Origin of the sequence: Piscicoccus intestinalis NBRC 104926 (genome assembly GCF_001515525.1) — a bacterium.
Classification (GTDB): domain Bacteria; phylum Actinomycetota; class Actinomycetes; order Actinomycetales; family Dermatophilaceae; genus Kineosphaera; species Kineosphaera intestinalis.
Window position 1 is genome coordinate 1 of sequence record NZ_BCNQ01000029.1, and the last position, 21,333, is coordinate 21,333.

34 protein-coding genes and 1 pseudogene are annotated in these 21,333 nt (G+C 69.2%); all 35 read right to left on the reverse strand.

Annotated elements, in window-relative coordinates:
• Positions 1-183, reverse strand: a pseudogene (locus PINTE_RS06865) (tRNA pseudouridine(38-40) synthase TruA); the annotation flags it as partial.
• Between the two features lie 2 nt (positions 184-185).
• Positions 186-1,256 carry a serine hydrolase gene (locus PINTE_RS06870; RefSeq protein WP_068427806.1) on the reverse strand — a complete coding sequence of 357 codons (1,071 nt, stop codon included), beginning with the start codon at positions 1,254-1,256 and terminating at the stop codon, positions 186-188.
• 365 nt (positions 1,257-1,621) lie between these two features.
• Positions 1,622-2,305 carry a 50S ribosomal protein L17 gene (rplQ, locus tag PINTE_RS24190; RefSeq protein ID WP_068427808.1) on the reverse strand — a complete coding sequence of 228 codons (684 nt, stop codon included), beginning with the start codon at positions 2,303-2,305 and terminating at the stop codon, positions 1,622-1,624.
• A gap of 76 nt (positions 2,306-2,381) precedes the next feature.
• Complete coding sequence (locus PINTE_RS06880; protein WP_068427809.1) at positions 2,382-3,398, reverse strand: DNA-directed RNA polymerase subunit alpha; 1,017 nt, start codon at positions 3,396-3,398, stop codon at positions 2,382-2,384.
• Positions 3,399-3,581: 183 nt separating this feature from the next.
• Positions 3,582-4,190, reverse strand: a complete 609-nt coding sequence (gene rpsD / locus PINTE_RS06885; protein WP_068427811.1) for a 30S ribosomal protein S4 — start codon at positions 4,188-4,190, stop codon at positions 3,582-3,584.
• A 34-nt stretch (positions 4,191-4,224) separates the two neighbouring features.
• Positions 4,225-4,632, reverse strand: coding sequence for a 30S ribosomal protein S11 (gene rpsK / locus PINTE_RS06890; protein ID WP_068427813.1), 408 nt, complete (start codon positions 4,630-4,632; stop codon positions 4,225-4,227).
• A 115-nt stretch (positions 4,633-4,747) separates the two neighbouring features.
• A complete protein-coding gene (gene rpsM, locus PINTE_RS06895) occupies positions 4,748-5,125 on the reverse strand; it encodes a 30S ribosomal protein S13 (protein ID WP_068427814.1) in 378 nt (125 codons plus the stop codon).
• 208 nt (positions 5,126-5,333) lie between these two features.
• Positions 5,334-5,447, reverse strand: coding sequence for a 50S ribosomal protein L36 (gene rpmJ / locus PINTE_RS06900; protein ID WP_006592630.1), 114 nt, complete (start codon positions 5,445-5,447; stop codon positions 5,334-5,336).
• Between the two features lie 93 nt (positions 5,448-5,540).
• Positions 5,541-5,762 (reverse strand): translation initiation factor IF-1, encoded by a 222-nt coding sequence (gene infA, locus PINTE_RS06905; RefSeq protein ID WP_068427815.1) that lies wholly within the window; start codon positions 5,760-5,762, stop codon positions 5,541-5,543.
• Positions 5,763-6,066: 304 nt separating this feature from the next.
• Positions 6,067-6,921, reverse strand: coding sequence for a type I methionyl aminopeptidase (map, locus tag PINTE_RS06910; RefSeq protein ID WP_068427818.1), 855 nt, complete (start codon positions 6,919-6,921; stop codon positions 6,067-6,069).
• Positions 6,921-7,493, reverse strand: coding sequence for an adenylate kinase (locus PINTE_RS06915; RefSeq protein ID WP_068427819.1), 573 nt, complete (start codon positions 7,491-7,493; stop codon positions 6,921-6,923). Before PINTE_RS06915 ends, map begins: the two co-directional genes overlap by 1 nt.
• Positions 7,493-8,806, reverse strand: a complete 1,314-nt coding sequence (gene secY, locus PINTE_RS06920) for a preprotein translocase subunit SecY (protein ID WP_068427821.1) — start codon at positions 8,804-8,806, stop codon at positions 7,493-7,495. Before secY ends, PINTE_RS06915 begins: the two co-directional genes overlap by 1 nt.
• Before the next feature lie 241 nt (positions 8,807-9,047).
• On the reverse strand, positions 9,048-9,527 hold the full coding sequence (gene rplO, locus PINTE_RS06925; protein ID WP_068427823.1) for a 50S ribosomal protein L15: 480 nt from the start codon (positions 9,525-9,527) through the stop codon (positions 9,048-9,050).
• 2 nt (positions 9,528-9,529) lie between these two features.
• Positions 9,530-9,712 (reverse strand): 50S ribosomal protein L30, encoded by a 183-nt coding sequence (rpmD, locus tag PINTE_RS06930; RefSeq protein WP_068427825.1) that lies wholly within the window; start codon positions 9,710-9,712, stop codon positions 9,530-9,532.
• Positions 9,712-10,341, reverse strand: coding sequence for a 30S ribosomal protein S5 (gene rpsE / locus PINTE_RS06935; protein ID WP_068427827.1), 630 nt, complete (start codon positions 10,339-10,341; stop codon positions 9,712-9,714). The genes rpmD and rpsE overlap by 1 nt, the downstream gene beginning before the upstream one ends.
• 40 nt (positions 10,342-10,381) lie before the next feature.
• Positions 10,382-10,756 carry a 50S ribosomal protein L18 gene (gene rplR / locus PINTE_RS06940; RefSeq protein ID WP_068427828.1) on the reverse strand — a complete coding sequence of 125 codons (375 nt, stop codon included), beginning with the start codon at positions 10,754-10,756 and terminating at the stop codon, positions 10,382-10,384.
• 3 nt (positions 10,757-10,759) lie between these two features.
• A complete protein-coding gene (rplF, locus tag PINTE_RS06945; RefSeq protein WP_068427829.1) occupies positions 10,760-11,299 on the reverse strand; it encodes a 50S ribosomal protein L6 in 540 nt (179 codons plus the stop codon).
• A 33-nt stretch (positions 11,300-11,332) separates the two neighbouring features.
• Positions 11,333-11,731, reverse strand: a complete 399-nt coding sequence (gene rpsH / locus PINTE_RS06950; RefSeq protein WP_068427832.1) for a 30S ribosomal protein S8 — start codon at positions 11,729-11,731, stop codon at positions 11,333-11,335.
• 109 nt (positions 11,732-11,840) lie between these two features.
• Positions 11,841-12,026, reverse strand: a complete 186-nt coding sequence (locus tag PINTE_RS06955) for a type Z 30S ribosomal protein S14 (protein WP_040160195.1) — start codon at positions 12,024-12,026, stop codon at positions 11,841-11,843.
• A gap of 2 nt (positions 12,027-12,028) precedes the next feature.
• Entirely contained in the window at positions 12,029-12,616 is a 588-nt protein-coding gene (gene rplE, locus PINTE_RS06960) for a 50S ribosomal protein L5 (RefSeq protein WP_068427834.1), read from the reverse strand.
• The gene (gene rplX, locus PINTE_RS06965) at positions 12,616-12,975 is read right to left on the reverse strand and encodes a 50S ribosomal protein L24 (RefSeq protein ID WP_068427836.1); all 360 of its coding nucleotides are present in this window, start codon (positions 12,973-12,975) and stop codon (positions 12,616-12,618) included. The genes rplE and rplX overlap by 1 nt, the downstream gene beginning before the upstream one ends.
• A gap of 3 nt (positions 12,976-12,978) precedes the next feature.
• A complete protein-coding gene (rplN, locus tag PINTE_RS06970) occupies positions 12,979-13,347 on the reverse strand; it encodes a 50S ribosomal protein L14 (RefSeq protein ID WP_068427838.1) in 369 nt (122 codons plus the stop codon).
• A 145-nt stretch (positions 13,348-13,492) separates the two neighbouring features.
• Complete coding sequence (gene rpsQ / locus PINTE_RS06975; RefSeq protein ID WP_068427840.1) at positions 13,493-13,786, reverse strand: 30S ribosomal protein S17; 294 nt, start codon at positions 13,784-13,786, stop codon at positions 13,493-13,495.
• Position 13,787: 1 nt separating this feature from the next.
• Complete coding sequence (rpmC, locus tag PINTE_RS06980; protein ID WP_068427842.1) at positions 13,788-14,024, reverse strand: 50S ribosomal protein L29; 237 nt, start codon at positions 14,022-14,024, stop codon at positions 13,788-13,790.
• On the reverse strand, positions 14,024-14,443 hold the full coding sequence (rplP, locus tag PINTE_RS06985) for a 50S ribosomal protein L16 (protein ID WP_068427844.1): 420 nt from the start codon (positions 14,441-14,443) through the stop codon (positions 14,024-14,026). The genes rpmC and rplP overlap by 1 nt, the downstream gene beginning before the upstream one ends.
• Positions 14,443-15,309, reverse strand: a complete 867-nt coding sequence (gene rpsC / locus PINTE_RS06990; protein ID WP_068427847.1) for a 30S ribosomal protein S3 — start codon at positions 15,307-15,309, stop codon at positions 14,443-14,445. Before rpsC ends, rplP begins: the two co-directional genes overlap by 1 nt.
• Positions 15,309-15,680: a 50S ribosomal protein L22 gene (rplV, locus tag PINTE_RS06995; protein WP_068427850.1), complete on the reverse strand. Its 372-nt coding sequence runs from the start codon at positions 15,678-15,680 to the stop codon at positions 15,309-15,311. The genes rpsC and rplV overlap by 1 nt, the downstream gene beginning before the upstream one ends.
• A gap of 56 nt (positions 15,681-15,736) precedes the next feature.
• Positions 15,737-16,018, reverse strand: coding sequence for a 30S ribosomal protein S19 (rpsS, locus tag PINTE_RS07000; RefSeq protein ID WP_068427852.1), 282 nt, complete (start codon positions 16,016-16,018; stop codon positions 15,737-15,739).
• Positions 16,019-16,033: 15 nt separating this feature from the next.
• Positions 16,034-16,870, reverse strand: coding sequence for a 50S ribosomal protein L2 (rplB, locus tag PINTE_RS07005; protein WP_068427855.1), 837 nt, complete (start codon positions 16,868-16,870; stop codon positions 16,034-16,036).
• Positions 16,871-16,906: 36 nt separating this feature from the next.
• Positions 16,907-17,203 carry a 50S ribosomal protein L23 gene (gene rplW, locus PINTE_RS07010; protein WP_068427858.1) on the reverse strand — a complete coding sequence of 99 codons (297 nt, stop codon included), beginning with the start codon at positions 17,201-17,203 and terminating at the stop codon, positions 16,907-16,909.
• Positions 17,200-17,847 (reverse strand): 50S ribosomal protein L4, encoded by a 648-nt coding sequence (rplD, locus tag PINTE_RS07015; protein ID WP_068427860.1) that lies wholly within the window; start codon positions 17,845-17,847, stop codon positions 17,200-17,202. Before rplD ends, rplW begins: the two co-directional genes overlap by 4 nt.
• 3 nt (positions 17,848-17,850) lie before the next feature.
• Entirely contained in the window at positions 17,851-18,507 is a 657-nt protein-coding gene (rplC, locus tag PINTE_RS07020; protein WP_068427863.1) for a 50S ribosomal protein L3, read from the reverse strand.
• Between the two features lie 30 nt (positions 18,508-18,537).
• Positions 18,538-18,846 (reverse strand): 30S ribosomal protein S10, encoded by a 309-nt coding sequence (gene rpsJ, locus PINTE_RS07025; RefSeq protein WP_006502853.1) that lies wholly within the window; start codon positions 18,844-18,846, stop codon positions 18,538-18,540.
• Positions 18,847-19,295: 449 nt separating this feature from the next.
• Positions 19,296-20,729: a DUF2252 domain-containing protein gene (locus tag PINTE_RS07030; protein WP_068427866.1), complete on the reverse strand. Its 1,434-nt coding sequence runs from the start codon at positions 20,727-20,729 to the stop codon at positions 19,296-19,298.
• Positions 20,730-20,739: 10 nt separating this feature from the next.
• Positions 20,740-21,327: a Uma2 family endonuclease gene (locus tag PINTE_RS07035; protein ID WP_068427869.1), complete on the reverse strand. Its 588-nt coding sequence runs from the start codon at positions 21,325-21,327 to the stop codon at positions 20,740-20,742.
• Between the last annotated feature and the right edge of the window lie 6 nt (positions 21,328-21,333).

The following is a 21,333-nucleotide window of genomic DNA, read 5'->3' on the forward strand; positions in this document are numbered from 1 at the left end:
GGCACCGCGCGCGTGCACCCCGGCGTCGGTGCGGCCGGCCACCGTCAGTCGCGGAGCCGGGTCGGCGCGCAGCACGCGCGCGAGCCCGGCCGTCAGCTCACCCTCGACGGTGCGCCGCCCCGGCTGCGCCGCCCATCCGCTGAACTCCGTGCCGTCGTAGGCGAAGTCGATCCGCAGTCGCACCGCTACCAGACCGGGTACGGGCGGAACGGCGCGCCGGGTGCGCCGAACCACTCGGGGGCGCTGCCCGGCAGCCGCAGCGAGCCGGAGATGGCGCCGCGCGCGGAGCCCGTGCCCTCCCCCGCCGGTCGGGAGGTCTCCGAGGTCTGCGAGGACTGCGATGTCTCAGATGTCTCAGATGTCTCGGAGGTCTCGGAGGCCGGCGGGTTCGCCGGCGCCGCGCGGCGCAGCGGCTCGGTGAGGGCGTCGGGCGAGGAGGTCGGCACGGAGGCGTCGGCGTCGGACTCCACCTGGGTGCGGGCGGTCGGCGACAGGTCGTCGATGCCGTCGTAGACGACGCGGGAGACCCGACCGAGCACGGCCGTGCCACCGGGCCACGAGCTGCGGTACGACAGCATGGCGATGGTGTAGTTGCGGCCCTGCCCGGCGACGTGACCGATGCTGTTGATCCGCCAGCCGTACGGGCTCAGCGAGACCCACCCGTTCTTCAGCTGCACGGTGGCGGCGGCCGGCACCGCCCCCACACCCCAGGCCTGCTCGGGCACGACATTGCTCATGAGGTCGAGCACGCGGCGGCGGTCGGCGGCATTCGGCACGGCCCGACCGTCGAGGATCGCGTCCATGAGCTTGACCTGGTCGGCGGCCGAGGTGCTCGTGCGGCCCCACGACGGGGCGCTGCTCGTGTGCCGCATGCTGAGCCGGCCGGCGAGCCGGTCCAGGGACCGTCGCCCGCCGGCCCGCGCCAGCAGCGTCGACGCGGGGTCGTTGTCGCTGACGGTGATCATCGCGCGCGCTCGGCGCCAGTCGTCGCTGGACAGGGCGCGTCCGGCCGAGCGGCGCTCGTGGATGAGCGCGACGAGAATCATCACCTTGACGATGCTGCCGGTGCTGTTGCGTAGCGAGGGGTTGTGGGTGACGACCTGACCGGTCCGGCGGTCGTGCACGACGACGGAGACGGTCGAGGACCGCGGCCCCAGCGTCGCGGCGATCCGCGCGGCCAGTCGGCTGGCCGAGATCGCCTGCGGCGCGTCCCGGGTCTCGCGGCCGTCACGGGCCGCCCAATCGGCGGGGGCCACGACGACCGACGGGGCGGCATGCGCAGCGAGAGAGGGGCCGACCGCTGGGGCGGCAACAGCCTGGGCGGCGGCTGCCTCGGCCCTGCCGGTTTCCCCGGTCAGCTCGGCGAACCCGCCGAGGGTGGACAGGGCAACGGCGGCTGCGGTGATGCCCGCAACCTTACGAATTCCCAAAGGCCGCACGTGAGCTCCTTAGGTTCACCGTCGCGCCGCGGCGGTGGTCGTGTCGGGGGAGGTGTGCCCGGACCCCCCGGTGGACACGTCACCAGGCTACTGTGCCCATCGGCCGCGAACGCGCACCGCAAAGCCGAATGCCGCCGGGTCCCATCGGGATCCGGCGGCATTCTGGCGACTACGGCGATGCGTCAGGCGTCGGACTTTCCGCCCGCGGAGCCCGTCTCGTCGACGTCGCTCGTGGGGTCGTCGGCCTGCGAGGCGCCCTCGCCGGTCGTCTCGGCCTGGGCGTCCACATCGGAGTCGGCCGGAGCCGAGGTCTCCTCGACGTCGCTGGTCGGCGCCTCGGCCTGCGTGGCGCCGCCGGTCGTCTCGTCGGTCTCGGGCTCCGGCGTGTCGCTCGCCGTGGCCGCCGTGGCCGCCGTGGCCGCAGTGGCCCCAGTGGCCGGAGCCGGGGTGGCGGCGGCGCGCTTGGTGGCGGCCTGCGCCTCCTTGACGGTGGCCTGCTTGGCCGAGTAGGGCTCGCGGACGAGCTCGATGACGGCCATCGGCGCGTTGTCACCCTTGCGCGGGGCGATCTTCGTGATGCGGGTGTAGCCGCCGGGACGCTCCGCGACGTCGGGAGCGATCTCGGTGAACAGCCGGTGCACGACGCTCTTGTCGCGGATCATCGTCATGACCCGGCGACGGGCGTGCAGGTCGCCGCGCTTGGCGAAGGTGATGAGCCGCTCGGCGTAGGGGCGCAGGCGCTTGGCCTTGGCCTCCGTCGTCGTGATGCGGTCGTGCTCGAACAGCGACGTGGCCAGGTTGGCGAGGATGAGCCGCTGGTGCGCCGGGCCACCGCCGAGTCGAGGTCCCTTGGTGGGGGTGGGCATTGGTTTCTCCTAGAAGTCGGACCGATCCGGCGTCGCGCCAGGTCGTCGGCGCGGGCGGTTCAGTCGGCCGGATCGGTCAGTACTGCTCGTCCTCGGCGAAGGCCGAGTCGTCGTCATCGTCGTAGCGCTCGGCCATCGCGCTCGGGTCGAACCCGGGCGGGCTGTCCTTCAGCTGCAGGCCCATGCCGACGAGCTTGGCCTTGACCTCGTCGATCGACTTGGCGCCGAAGTTGCGGATGTCGAGCAGGTCGGCCTCGCTGCGCCCGACGAGCTCACCCACGGTGTGGATGCCCTCGCGCTTGAGGCAGTTGTAGGAGCGCACGGTGAGGTCGAGCTCCTCGATCGGCAGCGCCAGGTCGGCCGCGAGCGCCGCGTCGGTCGGCGACGGGCCCATGTCGATGCCCTCGGCCTCGACGTTGAGCTCGCGGGCCAGCCCGAACAGCTCGACGAGCGTCTTGCCGGCGGAGGCCAGCGCGTCGCGCGGGGCGATCGCGTTCTTGGTCTCCACGTCGACGACGAGCTTGTCGAAGTCGGTGCGGGTCTCGACGCGGGTGGCCTCGACCTTGTAGGTGACGGCCAGCACCGGCGAGTAGATCGAGTCGACCGGGATGCGGCCGATCTCGGCGTCGGCCGACTTGTTCTGCTGCGCCGAGACGTAGCCGCGACCGCGCTCGACGGTCAGCTCCATCTCGATCTTGCCCTTGTCGTTCAAGGTCGCGATGTGCAGGTCGGGGTTGTGCACCTCGACACCGGCCGGCGGCGCGATGTCGGCGGCGGTGACGACGCCCGGACCCTGCTTGCGCAGGTACATGACGACCGGCTCGTCGTGCTCGGAGGAGACGACCAGGCCCTTGATGTTGAGGATGAGCTCGGTGACGTCTTCCTTGACCCCGGAGATCGTCGAGAACTCGTGCAGCACGCCGTCGATGCGGATGCTGGTCACGGCCGCGCCGGGGATGCTCGACAGGAGCGTGCGGCGCAGGGAGTTGCCGAGCGTGTAGCCGAAGCCCGGCTCGAGCGGCTCGATGACGAACCGGGAGCGCGAGCCGGAGAGCACGTCCTCGGAGAGGACGGGACGCTGTGCGATGAGCACGGTGATTCCTTCCTACGGGCAACCGCTATATGAAGCCCGCATGAGCGCCGGTCTTCCACCGGCCGGCGTCCGCGGCTCTGTCCCCGACGGACGCTTGCCGCCGACGCGGCCCCGGTGTGCTCCGGGGCCGCCCCGACGGCGGTGCAAGGAGGCGGGGCGGCGCACCACCCCGCCTCCCATGTATCAGTTCTTGGAGTAGAGCTCCACGATCAGCTGCTCGGTGAGCACCGTGTCGATCTGCTCACGCACCGGAAGCTGGTGGATGAGGATCTGCAGCGTGCCGGGCACGACCTTCATCCACGCCGGCACCGGGCGGTCGCCGTACGTCTGGCGGGCCAGCTCGAACGGGAACGCCTCGCGCGACTTGGGGCGGATGTCGATGATGTCGTACTGGCTGACGCGGTAGCTCGGCACGTCGACGCGCTTGCCGTTGACCAGGAAGTGCCCGTGGGACACCAGCTGGCGGGCGGCGCGGCGGGTGCGGGCCAGGCCGGCGCGGTAGACGACGTTGTCGAGGCGCGACTCGAGGATCTGCAGGAGCACCTCACCGGTCTTGCCGGAGCGGCGCACCGCCTCCTCGTAGTAGCCGCGGAACTGCTTCTCCATGACGCCGTAGGTGAAGCGGGCCTTCTGCTTCTCCTGCAGCTGGTGCAGGTACTCCTTCTCCTGGATGCGGCCGCGGCCGTGCTGTCCGGGCGGGAAGGGGCGGTTCTCGAAGTTCTTGTCGCCGCCGACGAGGTCGGTCTTCAGGCGCCGCGACTTCTTGGTGATGGGGCCGGTGTAACGAGCCATTGCTTTCTATCTCTCCCGTTTCGTCTCAGCGCGATCAGACGCGGCGGCGCTTGGGCGGGCGGACACCGTTGTGCGGCGTGGGCGTGACGTCGCTGATCGCGCCGACCTCCAGGCCGGTGGCGGTCAGCGAACGGATCGCGGTCTCCCGGCCGGAGCCGGGACCCTTGACGAACACGTCGACCTTGCGCATGCCGTGCTCCATGGCGCGGCGGGCGGCGGCCTCGGCGGCCATCTGCGCGGCGAACGGGGTGGACTTGCGCGAGCCCTTGAAGCCGACCTGGCCGGCGCTGGCCCACGAGATCACGGCCCCGGTGGGGTCGGTGATCGAGACGATCGTGTTGTTGAACGTGCTCTTGATGTGAGCGTGCCCGTGGGCGACGTTCTTCTTCTCCTTGCGGCGCACCTTCTTGGCGCCCGAAGCCTGACGGCTCTTGGGAGGCATGAACCCTTCTTCCTACATCTACGAAGCTGTGTCGTTGGCCGCCGCTGGGGGCGACCGGCGTCGGCTGCGTGGGCAGCCGGAGCGTGCGCGAGCCGCTGTGACGCGGCACCGGGACTTACTTGCCGGCCTTCTTCTTGCCGGCGACGGTGCGCTTGGGGCCCTTGCGGGTGCGCGCGTTGGTCTTGGTGCGCTGGCCGCGCACGGGCAGACCGCGGCGGTGGCGCAGACCCTGGTAGCTGCCGATCTCGACCTTGCGGCGGATGTCGGCGGCCACCTCGCGGCGCAGGTCACCCTCGAGCTTGAAGTTCGCGTCGAGGTAGTCGCGCAGCTCGACGAGCTGCTGCTCGGTGAGGTCGCGCACGCGGGTCGAGTCCGCGATGCCGGTGGCCGTGACGGCCTCCTTGGCGCGGGTGCGGCCCACGCCGTAGATGTAGGTGAGTGCGATCTCCACGCGCTTCTCGCGCGGAAGGTCGACTCCGACAAGACGTGCCATCTTGTGTTGGTCTCCTGTGACTATGCGGAGGTCTGGAGCAGCACCGTTCCGGGAGCCGGTGTGGGCGCCGTGGGCGCTGTGTCACCGTCCGGTCCTCGGCCTCCGTGCCGAGGGTGACGTCCGGGCTGGTGCCCGGGGCCGGGTTGCTGCTGTAGTGCGGTAATGCTGTGCGTCGATCGAAGCTCGACGAGTCGTGCCTGGTGTTCGCTCAGCCCTGGCGCTGCTTGTGGCGCAGGTTCTCGCAGATCACCATGACCCGGCCGTTGCGGCGGATCACCTTGCACTTGTCGCAGATCTTCTTGACGCTCGGCTGAACCTTCATCTGCCTGCCGTCTTCGGATCAGCTTCATGACCGCGCTGGGGCGACATGAAGACGCGGAGACGCCGACGGGTGTCGGCGCCGGTGGTCAGTACGTCAGCGGTAGCGGAAGACGATGCGGCCGCGGGAGAGGTCGTACGGGCTGAGCTCCACGACGACCCGGTCCTCGGGAAGGATCCGGATGTAGTGCTGACGCATCTTGCCCGAAATGTGAGCGAGAACCTTGTGACCGTTGCTCAGCTCGACCCGGAACGTCGCGTTCGGGAGAGCCTCGACGATCGTGCCCTCGACCTCGATGACACCGTCCTTCTTAGCCATATCCTCCACAACCCATGCAGCGTCACCGACCGCGAGCGGCCGCGTGACAGGGGATGACCCGGGCCTGAGCCCGGCTGACCGCCCCCGGACAACACTGCTGCCGCGAGCCCCAGGCGCGCGGCAGTATGAGTCTTCGGGAGCCGACTCACCAGTCTAGTCGCTCGCCCAGCTGAGGCGAAATCGTCGCTCGCCTCAGGTCCGAACGCCCGCCCCAACGCCCGTGAAAACTGCGTGTCAGTGGTGAGGACTGCAGTCCGTGCTGCAGTTCCGACCACTGACACGCAGTTCTCACGGAAGGGGGAGGCTAGTCGAGGTCGAGGTGGCGGACGTTGCGCGCGGCGAGCTGCGCGGCTCCCCCGTCGAAGGCGGTGAGCACGCACGTTCCGGAGTCGGTGACGGCGACGCTGTGCTCCCAGTGCGCGGCCCGCATGCCGTCGTCGGTGACGACCGTCCACTCGTCGGCGAGCTCGTGGGTATGCGGGCTGCCGAGGGTGACCATCGGTTCGATGGCAACGACCGCGCCGCTGCGCACCCGCGGCCCGCGGCCGGTGCCGCCGACGTTGGGCACGCCCGGCTCCATGTGCATGGCGCGGCCGATGCCGTGGCCCTCGTACTCGGTGACGATGCCGTAGTCGGTCGGCCCGCCGGGCGCGGCCAGGCCGGAGCGCCGCAGGCTGCGCTCGACCGCCGTGCCGATGTCGCCGACGTAGCCGCCGACGCGGAAGGCCGCGATGCCGTCCCAGAGCGCGTCGCGGGTGGCCCGGCTCAGGCCGACGTCGCTGGGGTCCGCGGCCGCCTCTCCCCCGACGTGCAACGTCACCGCGGCGTCGCCGTGCCACCCGTCGACGATCGCGCCGCAGTCGACGCTGACGAGATCACCCGCGCGCAACACCGCGCCGCCCGGGATGCCGTGCACGACGGCCTCGTTGACGCTCACGCACAGGGTGTGCCGATAGCCCGGCACCTCCGGGAACGAGGGGCGCGCGCCGGCGGCGAGGATCGTCTCGCGGGCGACCTCGTCGAGGTGCAGGGTCGTCACCCCGGGCTGCGCGGCGGTCGACACCGCCTCCAGGGCCCGGGCGACGACGAGCCCCGCACGGCGCATCGTGCGCAGCTCGTGCGGGGCCTTCGTCTCGAGCCGCTCGCGGCGGCCGAACATCAAGCGGTCGCCGCCGGCAGCGCCTGCTGGAGGCGGGTAAACACCTCGTCGACGTCGCCGGTGCCGTCGACCTTGCGCAGCAGCCCGCGCTCGTCGTACGTCTGCGACAGCGGCGACGTCTCCGTCGTGTACACCGCCATGCGCTCGCGGATCACCTCTTCGGTGTCGTCGGCGCGCCCCTCGATCGAGGCCCGCTTGAGCAGCCGCTGGACGACCTCCTCGGTCGGCACGTCGAGCTCGAGCACCGCGTCGAGGGCGTGCCCGGAGCCCGACAGCATCTCGTCCAGCGCCGCCACCTGAGCCAGTGTGCGCGGGTAGCCGTCGAGCAGGAACCCCTTTGTCGCGTCCTCCTGGGTGAGGCGGTCGGCGACGATCTCGTTGGTCACCTCGTCGGGCACGTACTGCCCGGCGGCGAGGATGCCCTGCACCTTCTTGCCGAGCTCGGTACCGCCCTTGATGTTGGCGCGGAAGATGTCGCCGGTCGAGATGGCGGGAACACCCAGGTGCTCGGCGATCCGAGCGGCCTGCGTGCCCTTACCCGCTCCGGGAGGGCCGAGGATGAGGAGGCGCATCAGCGGAGGAACCCTTCGTAGTGGTGCTGTTTCAGCTGGGACTCGATCTGTTTTACCGTCTCCAGACCCACACCCACAATGATGAGCAGCGACGTTCCGCCGAAGGGGAAGTTCTGGTTGGCCCCGACGAGCACCAGCGCGACGAGCGGGATGAGCGAGACGATCGCCAGATAGATGGCCCCCACCACCGTCACCCGGTTGAGCACGTATGACAGGTACTGCGCGGTGGGCCGCCCGGCCCGCACCCCGGGAATGAAGCCGCCGTACTTCTTCATGTTGTCCGAGACCTCCTGGGGGTTGAAGGAGATCGAGACGTAGAAGAACGTGAAGAACAGGATCAGCGCGACATAGATCGCCATGTACCAGGGGCTGTCGCCGCGGATGAGATGGGATTGGATCCACAACACCCAGGAGGGGGGATTCTGGTTGCCCTGGTAGAACTGCACGATCAACCCGGGAATGGCCAGCAGCGAGGCCGCGAAGATGATCGGGATGACGTTGGCCTGGTTGACCTTCAACGGGATGTACGTGGTGGTTCCGCCATACATGCGGCGCCCGACCATCCGCTTGGCGTACTGCACGGGAATGCGCCGCTGACACTGCTCGACGAAGACCACGACCGCGATGATGGCCAGGCCCAGCAGGATGACGAGGATGAACGTGTCCCACCGGCCGTCCCGCTGCTTGATGGCCCACAGCGAGCTCGGGAAACCGGACGCGATCGACGTGAAGATCAACAGCGACATGCCGTTTCCGACGCCGCGAGCGGTGATCAGCTCACCCATCCACATGATGAGGCCGGTGCCGGCGGTCATCGTCAGCACCATGATCGCGACCGTGACGAAGCCGTCGTCGACGAGGATGCGTTCGCAGTTTCCGCCCGGGAACAGGGCGGCGGGGTTACGGGCGAACGTCACGAATGTCGACGACTGCAACACCGCCAGACCGATCGTCAGATAGCGGGTGTATTGCGTGAGTTTCGCCTGCCCGGTCTGCCCCTCCTGCTTGAGGGTCTCGAACCTGGGAATGACGACGGTCAGCAATTGCACGATGATGCTGGCCGTGATGTACGGCATAATGCCGAGCGCAAAGATCGACAGCTGCAGCAACGCTCCCCCGCTGAACAGGTTCGCCAATCCGAGCAGCTGATTGGCCTGCCCGGAGGCGGGCCGGCACTGCTGAACCTCGACGTAGCTGACGCCGGGGGTCGGAATGTGGGAGCCGAGTCGGAAGAGCGTCATGATGAAAATCGTGAACAGCAGCTTCTTGCGCAGCTCGGGCGTTTTGAATGCCCGTCCGAATGCGGTCAGCACAGATCCTCCTGATGCTCGCCGCACCACCGGTGAGCAGGGCCGACGACGTGATTTCGCGGACCGGCGCCCGTGCTGCGCGACCGGCCGTCCAGCGGTAGAGCGATGGATTCACTCTCAATGCCCCTGGAGAACGATAACACCCCGGGCACCGGTTCCTCCGGTGCCCGGGGTGTCACTCCAGCGCGTCGAAACGCACAAATGTGCAGGTCAACGAGCTGTGAACGAGAACGTGGGGCCGTGCTCAGAGCACCGTGACGGTGCCGCCGGCGGCCTCGATCTTCTCCTTGGCGCTCGCCGAGAACTTGTGCGCGGTCACGTTGACCGCCACGGAGATCTCGCCGTCACCGAGCACCTTGACGAGCTGGCCCTTGCGGACCGCGCCCTTGTCGGCCAGGTCGGCAGCGCTCACGTCACCACCCTGCGGGTACAGCGCGGCGAGGCGGTCGAGGTTGACGACCTGGTACTCGGTGCGGAACGGGTTCGTGAAGCCGCGCAGCTTGGGCAGCCGCATGTGCAGCGGCATCTGCCCGCCCTCGAACCGGTCCGGCACCTGGTAACGCGCCTTGGTGCCCTTGGTTCCGCGCCCGGCGGTCTTGCCCTTGCTGCCCTCACCGCGACCCACGCGGGTCTTGGCGGTCTTGGAGCCGGGGGCCGGACGCAGGTGGTGCACCTTCAGGGGCTTGCCCTCGACGGTGCCCGTCTCGTTGGCGTTGTCGGCCATGGTCAGTCAACCTCCTCGACGGTGACCAGGTGGGCCACCGTGCGGACCATCCCGCGGACCTGCGGGCTGTCCTCCTTGACGACGATGTCGCCGATGCGCTTCAGGCCGAGGGTGCGCAGCGTCTCGCGATGCATGTGCTTGCCCCCGATCTTGCTGCGGGTCTGGGTCACCTTCAGTCGTGCCATCACGCACCAGCTCCTGCGGCGCGAGCGCGCAGCATCGCGGCGGGGGCCACGTCCTCCAGCGGCTTGCCGCGGCGGGCCGCGACGGCCTCCGGACGCTCCAGGTCCCGCAGGGCCTGCACGGTCGCGTGAACGATGTTGATCGCGTTGTCCGAGCCCAGCGACTTGGACAACACGTCGTGGATGCCCGCGCACTCCAGGACGGCGCGCACCGGGCCACCGGCGATGACACCGGTACCGGGCGACGCGGGACGCAGCAGGACGACGCCTGCCGCGGCCTCACCCTGGACGGGGTGCGGGATGGTGCCCTGGATCCGCGGCACCTTGAAGAAGGCCTTCTTGGCCGCCTCGACGCCCTTGGCGATCGCGGCGGGCACCTCCTTGGCCTTGCCGTAGCCGACGCCGACGGTGCCGTCACCGTCGCCGACGACGACCAGGGCGGTGAAGCTGAAGCGCCGCCCACCCTGGACGACCTTGGAGACGCGGTTGATCGTCACGACGCGCTCCAGATACTGGTTGCGCTCGTCCTGGGCACCGCCGCGGCGGTTGTCGCGGTCGCGACGGTCGCGCCCGCCGCGGTCGTTGCCGCCGCCCTCGGCGGCACCGGTGCCTCGACGCTGGGGTCCAGCCATCAGTGGTTCCTCTTTCCGAAGTTGTCGGCGTTGCTGCGAGTCACAGGCTCAGGCCCCCCTCGCGCGCACCGTCCGCGATCGCGGCGATGCGTCCGTGGTACTTGCTGCCGCCGCGGTCGAAGACGACCGCCTCGACGCCGGCGTCCTTGGCCCGGGCCGCCACCAGTTCGCCCACCTTGCGGGCCTTGGCGGTCTTGTCACCCTGCAAGGAGCGCAGGTCGGCCTCCATCGTGGAGGCGGACGCCACGGTCTTGCCGAGGGTGTCGTCGACGACCTGCACGAAGATGTGCCGGCTGCTGCGGGAGACCACCAGACGCGGACGGACGCTGGTGCCGGCGACCTTCTTGCGCAGGCGGACGTGGCGCCGCGTGCGGGCCGCGCTCTTGGACTTGCCGCGCTTGATAGTGAGTGCCATCGGTTACTTACCAGCCTTTCCGACCTTGCGGCGGATCTGCTCGCCGGCGTAGCGCACGCCCTTGCCCTTGTAGGGGTCGGGCCGGCGCAGCTTACGGATGTTCGCGGCGACCTCGCCGACGAGCTGCTTGTCGATGCCCTGGACGGCGAACCGGGTCGGGCCCTCGACCGTGAACGTGATGCCCGCCGGGGGCTCCACGGTGATCGGGTGGCTGTAGCCGAGCGCGAACTCGAGGCTGCCGCCGCGGTTCTGCACGCGGTAACCGGTGCCGTAGATCTCGAGCTTCTTCTCGAAGCCCTTGGTGACGCCCTCGACCATGTTGGCGATGAGCGAACGGGTCAGGCCGTGCAGCGAGCGCGACTCGCGCTCGTCGTTCGGCCGGCTGACCTCGATGGCGCCCTCGTCGCCGCGGGCCACCGAGATCGGCTCGGTGACGGTCAACGCCAGCTCGCCCTTGGGGCCCTTGACCTTGACGTCCTGACCGTCGATCGTCACGTCGACGCCCGAAGGCACGGTGACGGGGAGTCGTCCGATACGGGACATGTCAGCTCTCCTCCTTCTGCCGTGTTTCTCGGGTTACCAGACGTAGGCGAGGACTTCCCCACCTACGCCCTTCTCTGCGGCCTGCTTGTCGGTGAGCAGCCCGGAGGACGTGGAGATGATCGCCACGCCCAGGCCGCCGAGGACCTTGGGCAGGTTCGTCGACTTGGCGTACACGCGCAGTCCGGGCTTGGACACGCGGCGCACACCGGAGATCGAACGCTCCCGGTTCGGGCCGTACTTCAGGTCGATGGTCAGCGTCTTGCCGACCTCCGCGTCCTCCACGCGCCATCCCGAGATGTAGCCCTCGCTGGTCAGGATGTCGGCGATGTTGGACTTCAACTTCGAAAACGGCATGGAGACCACGTCGTGGTGCGCGGAGTTGGCGTTGCGCACGCGGGTCAACATGTCCGCGATCGGGTCTGTCATCGTCATGTGGGCTCTCCGCCCTTCCTCACCGGGGTTTCACCCGCACCGGCTTCGCGGTGCACGGGCGACCTACGGTGTGTCAAAACAGTGGGTCGAGGTGTTCGTTGGGCGGCTGTTACCAGCTGCTCTTGGTGACGCCGGGCAACTCGCCGCGGTGCGCCATCTCGCGAAGGCACACGCGGCACAGGCCGAACTTGCGGTAGACCGAGTGCGGCCGGCCGCAGCGCTGACAGCGGGTGTAGGCGCGAACCTTGAACTTCGGCTTGCGGTTGGCCTTGTTGATCAGTGCGGTCTTGGCCACGATCAGTTCTCCTTGAACGGGAATCCGAGCTGGCGCAGCAGCGCCCGGCCCTCGTCGTCGTTGGTGGCCGTCGTGACGACCGTGATGTCCATACCGCGCACAAAGTCGATGCGGTCGGGGTCGATCTCGTAGAACATCGACTGCTCGTTGAGACCGAACGTGTAGTTGCCGCGTCCGTCGAACTGCTTCGGCGACAGGCCCCGGAAGTCACGGATCCGCGGCAGCGCCACGGACACGAGCCGGTCGAGGAACTCCCACATGCGGTCGCCGCGCAGCGTCGTGTGCGCGCCGATCGGCATGCCCTCGCGCAGCTTGAACTGCGCGATCGACTTGCGGGCGCGAGTCACCACGGGCTTCTGGCCGGTGATGAGCGTGAGGTCGCGGATCGCGCCCTCGATGCGCTTGGAGTCGCGGGCGGCCTCGCCCACACCCATGTTGACGACGACCTTGACGACGCCCGGCACCTGCATGACGTTGCCGTAGCCGAACTCCTTCAGGAGCGCCGGCTTGATCTGCTCGGCGTACTTCGTCTTCAGCCGCGGGGTCGGCACCTGGTTCTGCTCCACCGTCTCCGGCGTGGTCGTGCTCATCAGATGTCCTTCCCGGAACGCACGGCGACCCGGATGCGCTGGGTCTTCGTGCGTCCGCCTCGCTCGACCTGCTCGGTGCGCATGCGCACCCGGGTCGGCTTCTTCGTCTCGGGGTCGACCAGGGCCACGTTGCTGACGTGGATCGGGGCCTCGACGACCACGATCCCGCCGGTACGGTTGCCCGTCTGGCCGGCGCGGGTGTGCTTGGTCACCCGGTTGATGCCCTCGACGAGCACCCGCTGCGTCTCGGGGAACACGTCGATGACCTTGCCCTGCTTGCCGCGGTCGCCGCCCTTGTCCTGCTTGCGACCGGTGATGACCTGCACCAGGTCACCCTTCTTGATCCTCATCTTGGCCATGGCTTACAGCACCTCCGGCGCCAGCGAGATGATCTTCATGAAGCGCTTCTCGCGCAGCTCACGCCCCACGGGGCCGAAGATGCGGGTGCCCCGGGGGTCGCCGTCGTTACGAAGGATGACGGCGGCGTTCTCGTCGAACTTGATGTACGAACCGTCGCCGCGGCGACGCTCCTTCTTCGTGCGCACGATGACGGCCTTGACGACATCGCCCTTCTTGACGTTGCCGCCGGGGATGGCGTCCTTGACAGTGGCGACGATGACGTCACCGATGCCGGCGTAGCGGCGACCGGAGCCGCCGAGAACCCGGATGCACAGGATCTCCTTGGCACCGGTGTTGTCGGCGACGCGCAGTCGCGACTCCTGCTGAATCACTAGTTACTCCTGTCGTCACGCCGGTTCTCGCGCCGAGGCGGCGAGCCTTGCGGAACTGGCGAACCCCACCCGGGGGCTCGTAATTACTAGGTCTGGGGGTGGTTCGCGGCGCCGCCTGGGCGGCCGCCGCGACCGGGGGAAGGCCTTACTTGGCCTTCTCGAGGATCTGCACGATCCGCCAACGCTTGCCGGCCGACAGCGGGCGCGTCTCCATGAGGAGCACGCGGTCGCCGACGCCGCACTCGTTGTTCTCGTCGTGGGCCTTCAGCCGGCTCGTGCGGCGCATGACCTTGCCATACAGCGCGTGCTTGACGCGGTCCTCCACCTCGACGACGACCGTCTTGTCCATCTTGTCCGACACGACGTAGCCGCGCGCCGTCTTGCGGAACTTGCGCTCGGTCTGCTGGGTTGCCACGCTCTCGCTCTCCTGCTGGCTCATGTCACTTCACCGACTTCTGGCCGCCGATGTTCAGCTCGCGCTCGCGCATGATCGTGTAGATCCGCGCGATGTCCTTGCGGACCGCCTTGAGGCGCGAGCTGTTCTCCAGCTGGCCGGTGGCCGACTGGAAACGGAGGTTGAACAGCTCCGCCTTGGCCTTGCCGAGCTCGTCCACGAGCTTGTCGTCGGACAGCTCGCGCAGCGCCTGCGGTGCGAGGTCCTTGCTTCCCACGGCCATCAGACGTCCCCTCCTTCACGCTGGACGAAGCGGCACTTCATCGGCAGCTTGTGCATCGCCAGTCGCATCGCTTCCCGGGCCACCTCTTCGGAGACGCCGGACAGCTCGAACATGACACGACCGGGCTTGACGTTGGCGATCCACCACTCCGGCGAACCCTTACCGGAACCCATCCGGGTCTCGGCCGGCTTCTTGGTCAGCGGGCGGTCCGGGTAGATGTTGATCCAGACCTTTCCGCCACGCTTGATGTAGCGGGTCATCGCGATACGGGCGGACTCGATCTGCCGGTTCGTGACGTAGGCGGGCTCGAGGGCCTGGATGCCGTAGTCGCCGAAGGCGATCGTGGTGCCACCCTTGGCAGCGCCCGACCGCTTCGGGTGGTGCTGCTTACGGTGCTTGACTCGACGGGGAATCAACATCAGGACTGCTCTCCCTCACTGGCTGCGGCGCCCACGCCGGCCGGCGCAGCGGCAGCGGTCTGCTCGGCGGGCGCACCGCCTTGCTCGTCGCTGCGACCCCCGCGCGCCGGACGCTCGCTACCGCGCTCGCCGCCGCGGCGGCCGCGGGACGGCCGGTCGCTACGGTCTCCGCGCGGGCCACGGGACGGACGGCCCGGGGCGGCGGCCTGCTGGGCCGCGAGCTCCTTGGCGGTCAGGTCGCCCTTGTAGATCCACACCTTGACGCCGATGCGGCCGAAGGTCGTGCGGGCCTCGTAGAAGCCGTAGTCGATCTGCGCGCGCAGCGTGTGCAGCGGCACGCGCCCCTCGCGGTAGAACTCGGTGCGGCTCATCTCGGCGCCGCCGAGACGACCGGAAACCTGCACCCGGATTCCCTTGGCACCGGCGCGCACGGAGGACTGCATCCCCTTGCGCATCGCGCGCCGGAACGACACGCGGGCGGACAGCTGCTCAGCGATGCCCTGGGCGACCAGCTGCGCGTCCATCTCGGGGTTCTTGACCTCGAGGATGTTCAGCTGCACCTGCTTGCCGGTGAGCTTCTCGAGCTCGCCGCGGATGCGGTCGGCCTCCGCGCCGCGGCGACCGATGACGATGCCGGGGCGGGCGGTGTGGATGTCGACGCGCACGCGGTCACGAGTGCGCTCGATCTCGACGCGGCTGATGCCCGCGCGCTCCATGCCCGTGGACATGAGCTTGCGGATCGCCACGTCTTCCTTGACGTAGTCGCGGTAGCGCTGGCCGTCCTTCGTGGAGTCGGCGAACCAGCGGCTCTTGTGCTCCGTCGTGATGCCCAGGCGGAATCCCGTGGGGTTGACCTTCTGGCCCATCAGCGGGTACCTCCCTGCTTGTTCTGCGGCTGGCTCACGAAAACCGTGATGTGGCTGGTGCGCTTGTTGATGCGGTAGGCCCGCCCCTGCGCACGCGGCTGGAACCGCTTCATCGTCGGGCCCTCGTCGACGTACGCGGCGCTGATGACCAGGTCGCGCTCGTCGAACGGCAGGGACTCCTTGTCGGCCTTGACCCGGGCGTTGGCCATCGCGCTCGCGACGACCTTGCGCACCGGCTCACTGGCGGACTGCGGCGCGAACTGCAGGATCGCCAGGGCGTCGACGGCCTTCTTGCCGCGGACGAGGTCCACGACGCGACGCGCCTTCATCGGCGTGACACGCACGTGCCGCGCCTGCGCCTTGGCTTCCATCGTGCTCCCTTGGGTTTGCGTGGTGTTCGAAGTCATGTCAGATCACCGCCACCGCCTCAGCGGCGGCGACCCTTCTTGTCGTCCTTCACGTGACCCTTGAAGGTGCGCGTCTGGGCGAACTCGCCGAGCTTGTGGCCGACCATCGACTCGGTGATGAACACCGGGACGTGCTTGCGGCCGTCGTGGACGGCGAAGGTGTGACCGAGGAAGTCCGGCGCGATGACCGAACGACGCGACCAGGTCTTGATGACGTTCTTCGTGCCCGCTTCGTTCTGAGCGTCGACCTTCTTCTGAAGGTGCTCGTCGATGAAGGGGCCCTTCTTCAGGCTACGAGGCATTAGGCAGGCTCCTTATCAGCGCTTCTTGCCAGTACGACGGCGACGCACGATGAGCTTGTCGCTTTCCTTGTTCGGCCGGCGGGTGCGGCCCTCCGGCTGGCCCCACGGGCTCACCGGGTTGCGGCCACCGGACGTGCGACCCTCGCCACCACCGTGCGGGTGGTCGACCGGGTTCATGACGACACCGCGGACGGTCGGGCGCTTGCCCTTCCAGCGCATGCGGCCCGCCTTGCCCCAGTTGATGTTGCTCTGCTCGGCGTTGCCGACCTCACCGACGGTGGCGCGGCAGCGCACGTCGACGTTGCGGATCTCGCCGGACGGCATGCGCAGCTGGGCGTACGGGCCGTCCTTGGCGACGAGCTGCACGCGGGCGCCGGCGGACCGGGCGATCTTGGCGCCGCCACCGGGGCGCAGCTCGATGGCGTGCACCACGGTGCCGACCGGGATGTTGCGCAGCGGCAGGGCGTTGCCCGGCTTGATGTCGGCCGCGGGGCCGTTCTCGATGCGGTCGCCCTGACGGAGCCGGTTCGGCGCGAGGATGTAGCGCTTCTCGCCGTCGGCGTAGTGCAGCAGCGCGATGCGCGCCGTGCGGTTGGGGTCGTACTCGATGTGCGCGACCTTGGCCGGCACGCCGTCCTTGTCGTGACGACGGAAGTCGATGACGCGGTAGGCGCGCTTGTGGCCGCCGCCGATGTGGCGGGTCGTGATGCGGCCGGCGTTGTTACGACCACCGGTCTTGGCGAGCGGACGCACGAGCGACTTCTCCGGCTCCGAGCGCGTCACCTCGACGAAGTCGGCGACGGAACTGCCGCGACGACCCGGGGTCGTCGGCTTGTACTTGCGGATACCCATCTGAAATGTCCTGTCTTTCGACGACTTCGCCGGCCGTTAGGCCGAAGCCCCGAAGATGTCGATCGTGCCCTCGCGCAGCGTGACGATCGCGCGCTTGGTGTCCTTGCGCTTGCCGGTGCCGAACCGCGTGCGCCGCGACTTGCCCTGACGGTTCAGGGTGTTGACCGAGTCGACCTTGACGCCGAAGACCTTCTCCACGGCGATCTTGATCTCGGTCTTGTTGGCGCGCGGGTCGACCAGGAAGGTGTACTTGCCCTCGTCGAGCAGTCCGTAGGACTTCTCCGAAACGACCGGGGCGAGGATGACGTCGCGCGGGTTCTTGTTGAGGTTCACTTCACGGCCTCCTTGCTCGCGCCGGCGGCGGAGATGAAGGAACGCAGCGCGCCCTCCGTGAAGACGATGTCGTCTGCGCACAGCACGTCGTAGGTGTTCAGCTGGTCGGCCCACAGCAGGTGCACGTTGGGCAGGTTGCGCACCGACAGCGCGCCACCCTCGTCGCTGCGCTTGAGCACCACGAGCAGGTTGCGCCGCTCGCTGACCTTCTCCAGCAGCCCGCGGGCCGCCTTGGTGGAGGGGGTCTGGCCGTCGATGACCGCGGACAGAGCGTGGATGCGACCGTGCCGGGCGCGGTCCGAGAGGGCCCCACGCAGAGCGGCGGCCTTCATCTTCTTCGGGGTGCGCTGGCTGTAGTCGCGCGGCTGCGGGCCGTGCACGACGCCACCGCCGGCGAACTGCGGCGCGCGGACCGAGCCCTGGCGGGCGCGGCCGGTGCCCTTCTGCCGGTACGGCTTGCGGCCACCGCCGCGGGTCTGGCCGCGGGTCTTGGTGGCGTGCGTGCCCTGCCGGGCCGCCGCCAGCTGGGCGACGACGACCTGGTGGATCAGCGGCACGTTGGTCTGGACGTCGAAGATGTCGGCGGGCAGTTCGATCGAACCGCCGGCGGCACCCTTCGTGTCGAGGATGTCGATGGTCGTCACGACTCAGGCCCCCTTGGCAGCGGTGCGGACGAGGACGATGCCGCCGCGCGGGCCGGGAACGGCGCCCTTGAGCAGCAGCAGGCCGCGCTCGGCGTCCACGGCGTGGATCGTCAGGTTCTGAGTGGTCTGGCGCTCGCCGCCCATACGGCCGGCCATGCGCTGACCCTTGTAGACGCGACCCGGGGTCGCGCAGCCGCCGATGGAGCCCGGCTTGCGGTGGTTACGGTGCGCACCGTGGGAGGCGCCGACGCCGGAGAAGCCGTGTCGCTTCATCACACCGGCGAAGCCCTTGCCCTTGGTGGTGCCGGCCACGTCGACCTTCTGGCCGTTCTCGAACGTCTCGACGGTGAGCTCCTGGCCGAGGCTGAACTCACCGGCGTCGGACGTGCGCAGCTCGACGAGGTGGCGGCGCGGGGACACCCCGGCCCTCTCGAAGTGGCCCGTCATCGGCTTGTTGACCTTGCGCGGGTCGATCGCGCCGAAGGCGATCTGGACGGCGTCGTAGCCGTCGGTCTGCGCGTCGCGGACCTGCGTGACGACGCAGGGACCCGCCTGGATGACCGTCACCGGGACGAGGCGGTTGTCGGCGTCCCACACCTGGGTCATGCCGAGCTTGGTGCCCAAGAGTCCCTTGACGGCGCGTTCGCGTGTCGAAGTCATGTCGCTCTACTCCTGCTCGCTGCCTGGGACTTACAGCTTGATTTCGATGTTGACGTCGGCCGGCAGGTCGAGTCGCATGAGCGAGTCCACCGCCTTCGGCGTCGGGTCCACGATGTCGATGAGGCGCTTGTGCGTGCGCATCTCGAAGTGCTCGCGGCTGTCCTTGTACTTGTGCGGCGACCGGATGACGACGAAGACGTTCTTCTCCGTCGGCAGCGGCACCGGGCCGACCACCGTCGCGCCCGCGCGGGTCACGGTGTCGACAATCTTGCGCGCCGAGCTGTCGATGACCTCGTGGTCGTACGACTTCAGCCGGATGCGGATCTTCTGTCCCGCCATCGCTTCGTTCGACTCTCTCTCGTCGTTCTCTTCGGACCGGCTCCGACCCACGCGCTCGGGTGTGTCGCGGTGTGCGGACATAGTCGTGCACACACAAAACCCCGCCTACCCTGTCGTCCCGCCGCTCCCTGCTGGGTCGCGGGCCGACGGCTAGTCGGTGGTCGATGAACCGGAGCTTGCGCTTCCACGTCGCGAGGCACCGGTTCCGCGGGCCGGTTCGCGACGCGGACGGAGTGGTCTCCGGCTGGTCTCGCGAACTCGATCCGAGGTGCTAGTAACCTCGTGCGAGGGACTGTGGTGCAGGCATCAGGCCTTATCCACGCGTCAAGCAACTGCTCTATAGTGCCAGACGCCCGGGTCCGACCTCAAATCCGCCCGGCTCCCCCCCCGCCTGGGGGCCCTCGGGGCAGGCGCCGAGGCAGGCGTGACGCAGGTGTGGCGTGCGGGGGTCAGGGCCGGAAGGCCGATCCGGCCACGAGGCTCTCGTCGACCGGCAGGCGCCCTCGGCGAACCGCGTCGACGAAGCGCGCGTGATCGGCCTCCGTCTGATCGGCGTAGAGCCGGGCGAAGCGGGCCATGGCGGTGGCGAACCGTCTGCCCTTGCCGAGGTAGCCGGCGATCATCGAGGCGCCCGAGGTGCGGGCGTGCCCCTTGGCGAGCAGGTGCCCGACGATGCCGGCGTAGTCGCACAGGGCCGCGGGGTCGAGGGAATCCAGCGGCACCGTGCCCTTCTGATTGCGGAACAGGCGCACGTAGCAGGCGAGGTCGCCCACGGTGGCCCAGCCGAGCAAAGGGTCGGAGACGGTCTGCAGGGCCTGCTGGTACTCCACCACTCGCTGGCCCTGGTGGTCGTGCCACACCGAGTCGCCGTGCACGTACTGCGCGAGTACCGAGCGACGGGCCTCCTTGAGCTGCAGGAACAGCACGTCGTCGGGGTCGCTGCCCTCAAGCAGCGCGACGTAGGCCCGCAGCCCGACACTGCCGACTCCGACGACCTTGTGCGCGATGTCGACGATCGTGTACCCGCCGACCGCGCGCCGCCAGTGCGGGCTGAGCGTCTCCAGGTAGCCGTCGAGGGCGACCGCCACCTGCTCGTACTCGGCCTCCGGCAGCGGGGTGATCAGCGGTGGCTCGGTGACGATCCGGCGCCCGTCGGCGGATTCGCGGGTGAACCGGGGCAGCACGCGGTCGCTCGTCTTCTTGCGGGCCTTCTTGACCGCGCGCGCGATCTCGTCGCGCAGGCTCGCCTCGGTGACGGTCTCGTGCAGCCGCTCCACGTCGAGGCGGTTGTACGAGCGCCGCAGCAGCGGCTCCTCGGCAAGAAAACGCACCTCGTCTCGGTAGGCGTGCACGCAACTGCGCACGGCCTGCGCGCAGTCGTCCTCCCCCACGCCGTTCTCCCGGCCCGCGACATGAATGGAGGCGGTGAGCCGCCGCAGGTCCCATTCCCAGGCCCCGGGGTGCGCCTCGTCGAAGTCGTTGAGGTCGATGACGAGTTCGCCTTCGGGCGAGCCGTAGAACCCGAAGTTGCCCAGGTGCGCGTCACCGCACACGACGGGCGTGATGCCGGTGGCCGGCAGGTGCGCGACATCCCAGGCCATGACGACCGCGCTGCCACGCAGGAAGCCGTACGGGCTGGACATCATCCGGGCCACCCGCACCCGCACGAGGTCCTCGCGCCGCCCCGCGTGGGAGGCGGTGATGAGGTCGACGGGGTCGGGGCGCGCCGGCGGCGGGCTCCATTCGCCGAGGCTGCGGCGGGGCACGTCCTTGCGCAGCGCCTTGCCCAGCTCGAAGCGCTCCCGCCGCGTCACGGGTCGCTGGAGCAGCGAGGTGTAGGCGGAGCTGTCGGTGGAGGCGAGCACCCGGTGCGGGTCGGTCATCCCGGCGCCCTCACGCCACGAGCTCGGTGGGCACGAACGAGACGGGATACGGGTCGCGCACGACGAAGGGTTCGTCGCCGGCGGCGCGGGACGCCTCCGCATACCTTCCGTCGTCGAGTCGCCAGGCGAGCACCGACGGTTCGTCGGGGTCGACGACCCAGTAGTGCTCACACCCCGCGGCCTCGAGCCGGCTGCGTTTGAGCAGCAGGTCGAACCGCCGGGTGGAGGGCGAGAGCACCTCCACGGCCAGCACCGGCACCGCCGGCAGATTGCGCTCGGTGAGGTCGGCCCGGCGCGCGACGAGTAGGTCGGGTTCGAGCACGGTGTCGCGGGCCAGCACGACGTCGAAGGGCGCCAGGAAGACCTCCAACTCCGCCGGGCACGCGTCGCGCAGCCGCAGATATAGGTTGCCGACGGCACGTTGATGCAGCATCCGCGGCGACGGGCTCACGATGAGCACCCCGTCGACGAGTTCGTAACGGTGTCCGTCATCGGGCAGTCCAGCGAGGTCGTCGTAGGTCAACGCACGGCCCCACGGCAGGCCCGCGGGGCCTGCCGAGCCCGCGGCGCCGGACGGGCCGGGTGCGGCTGCTGTCATGGGAGC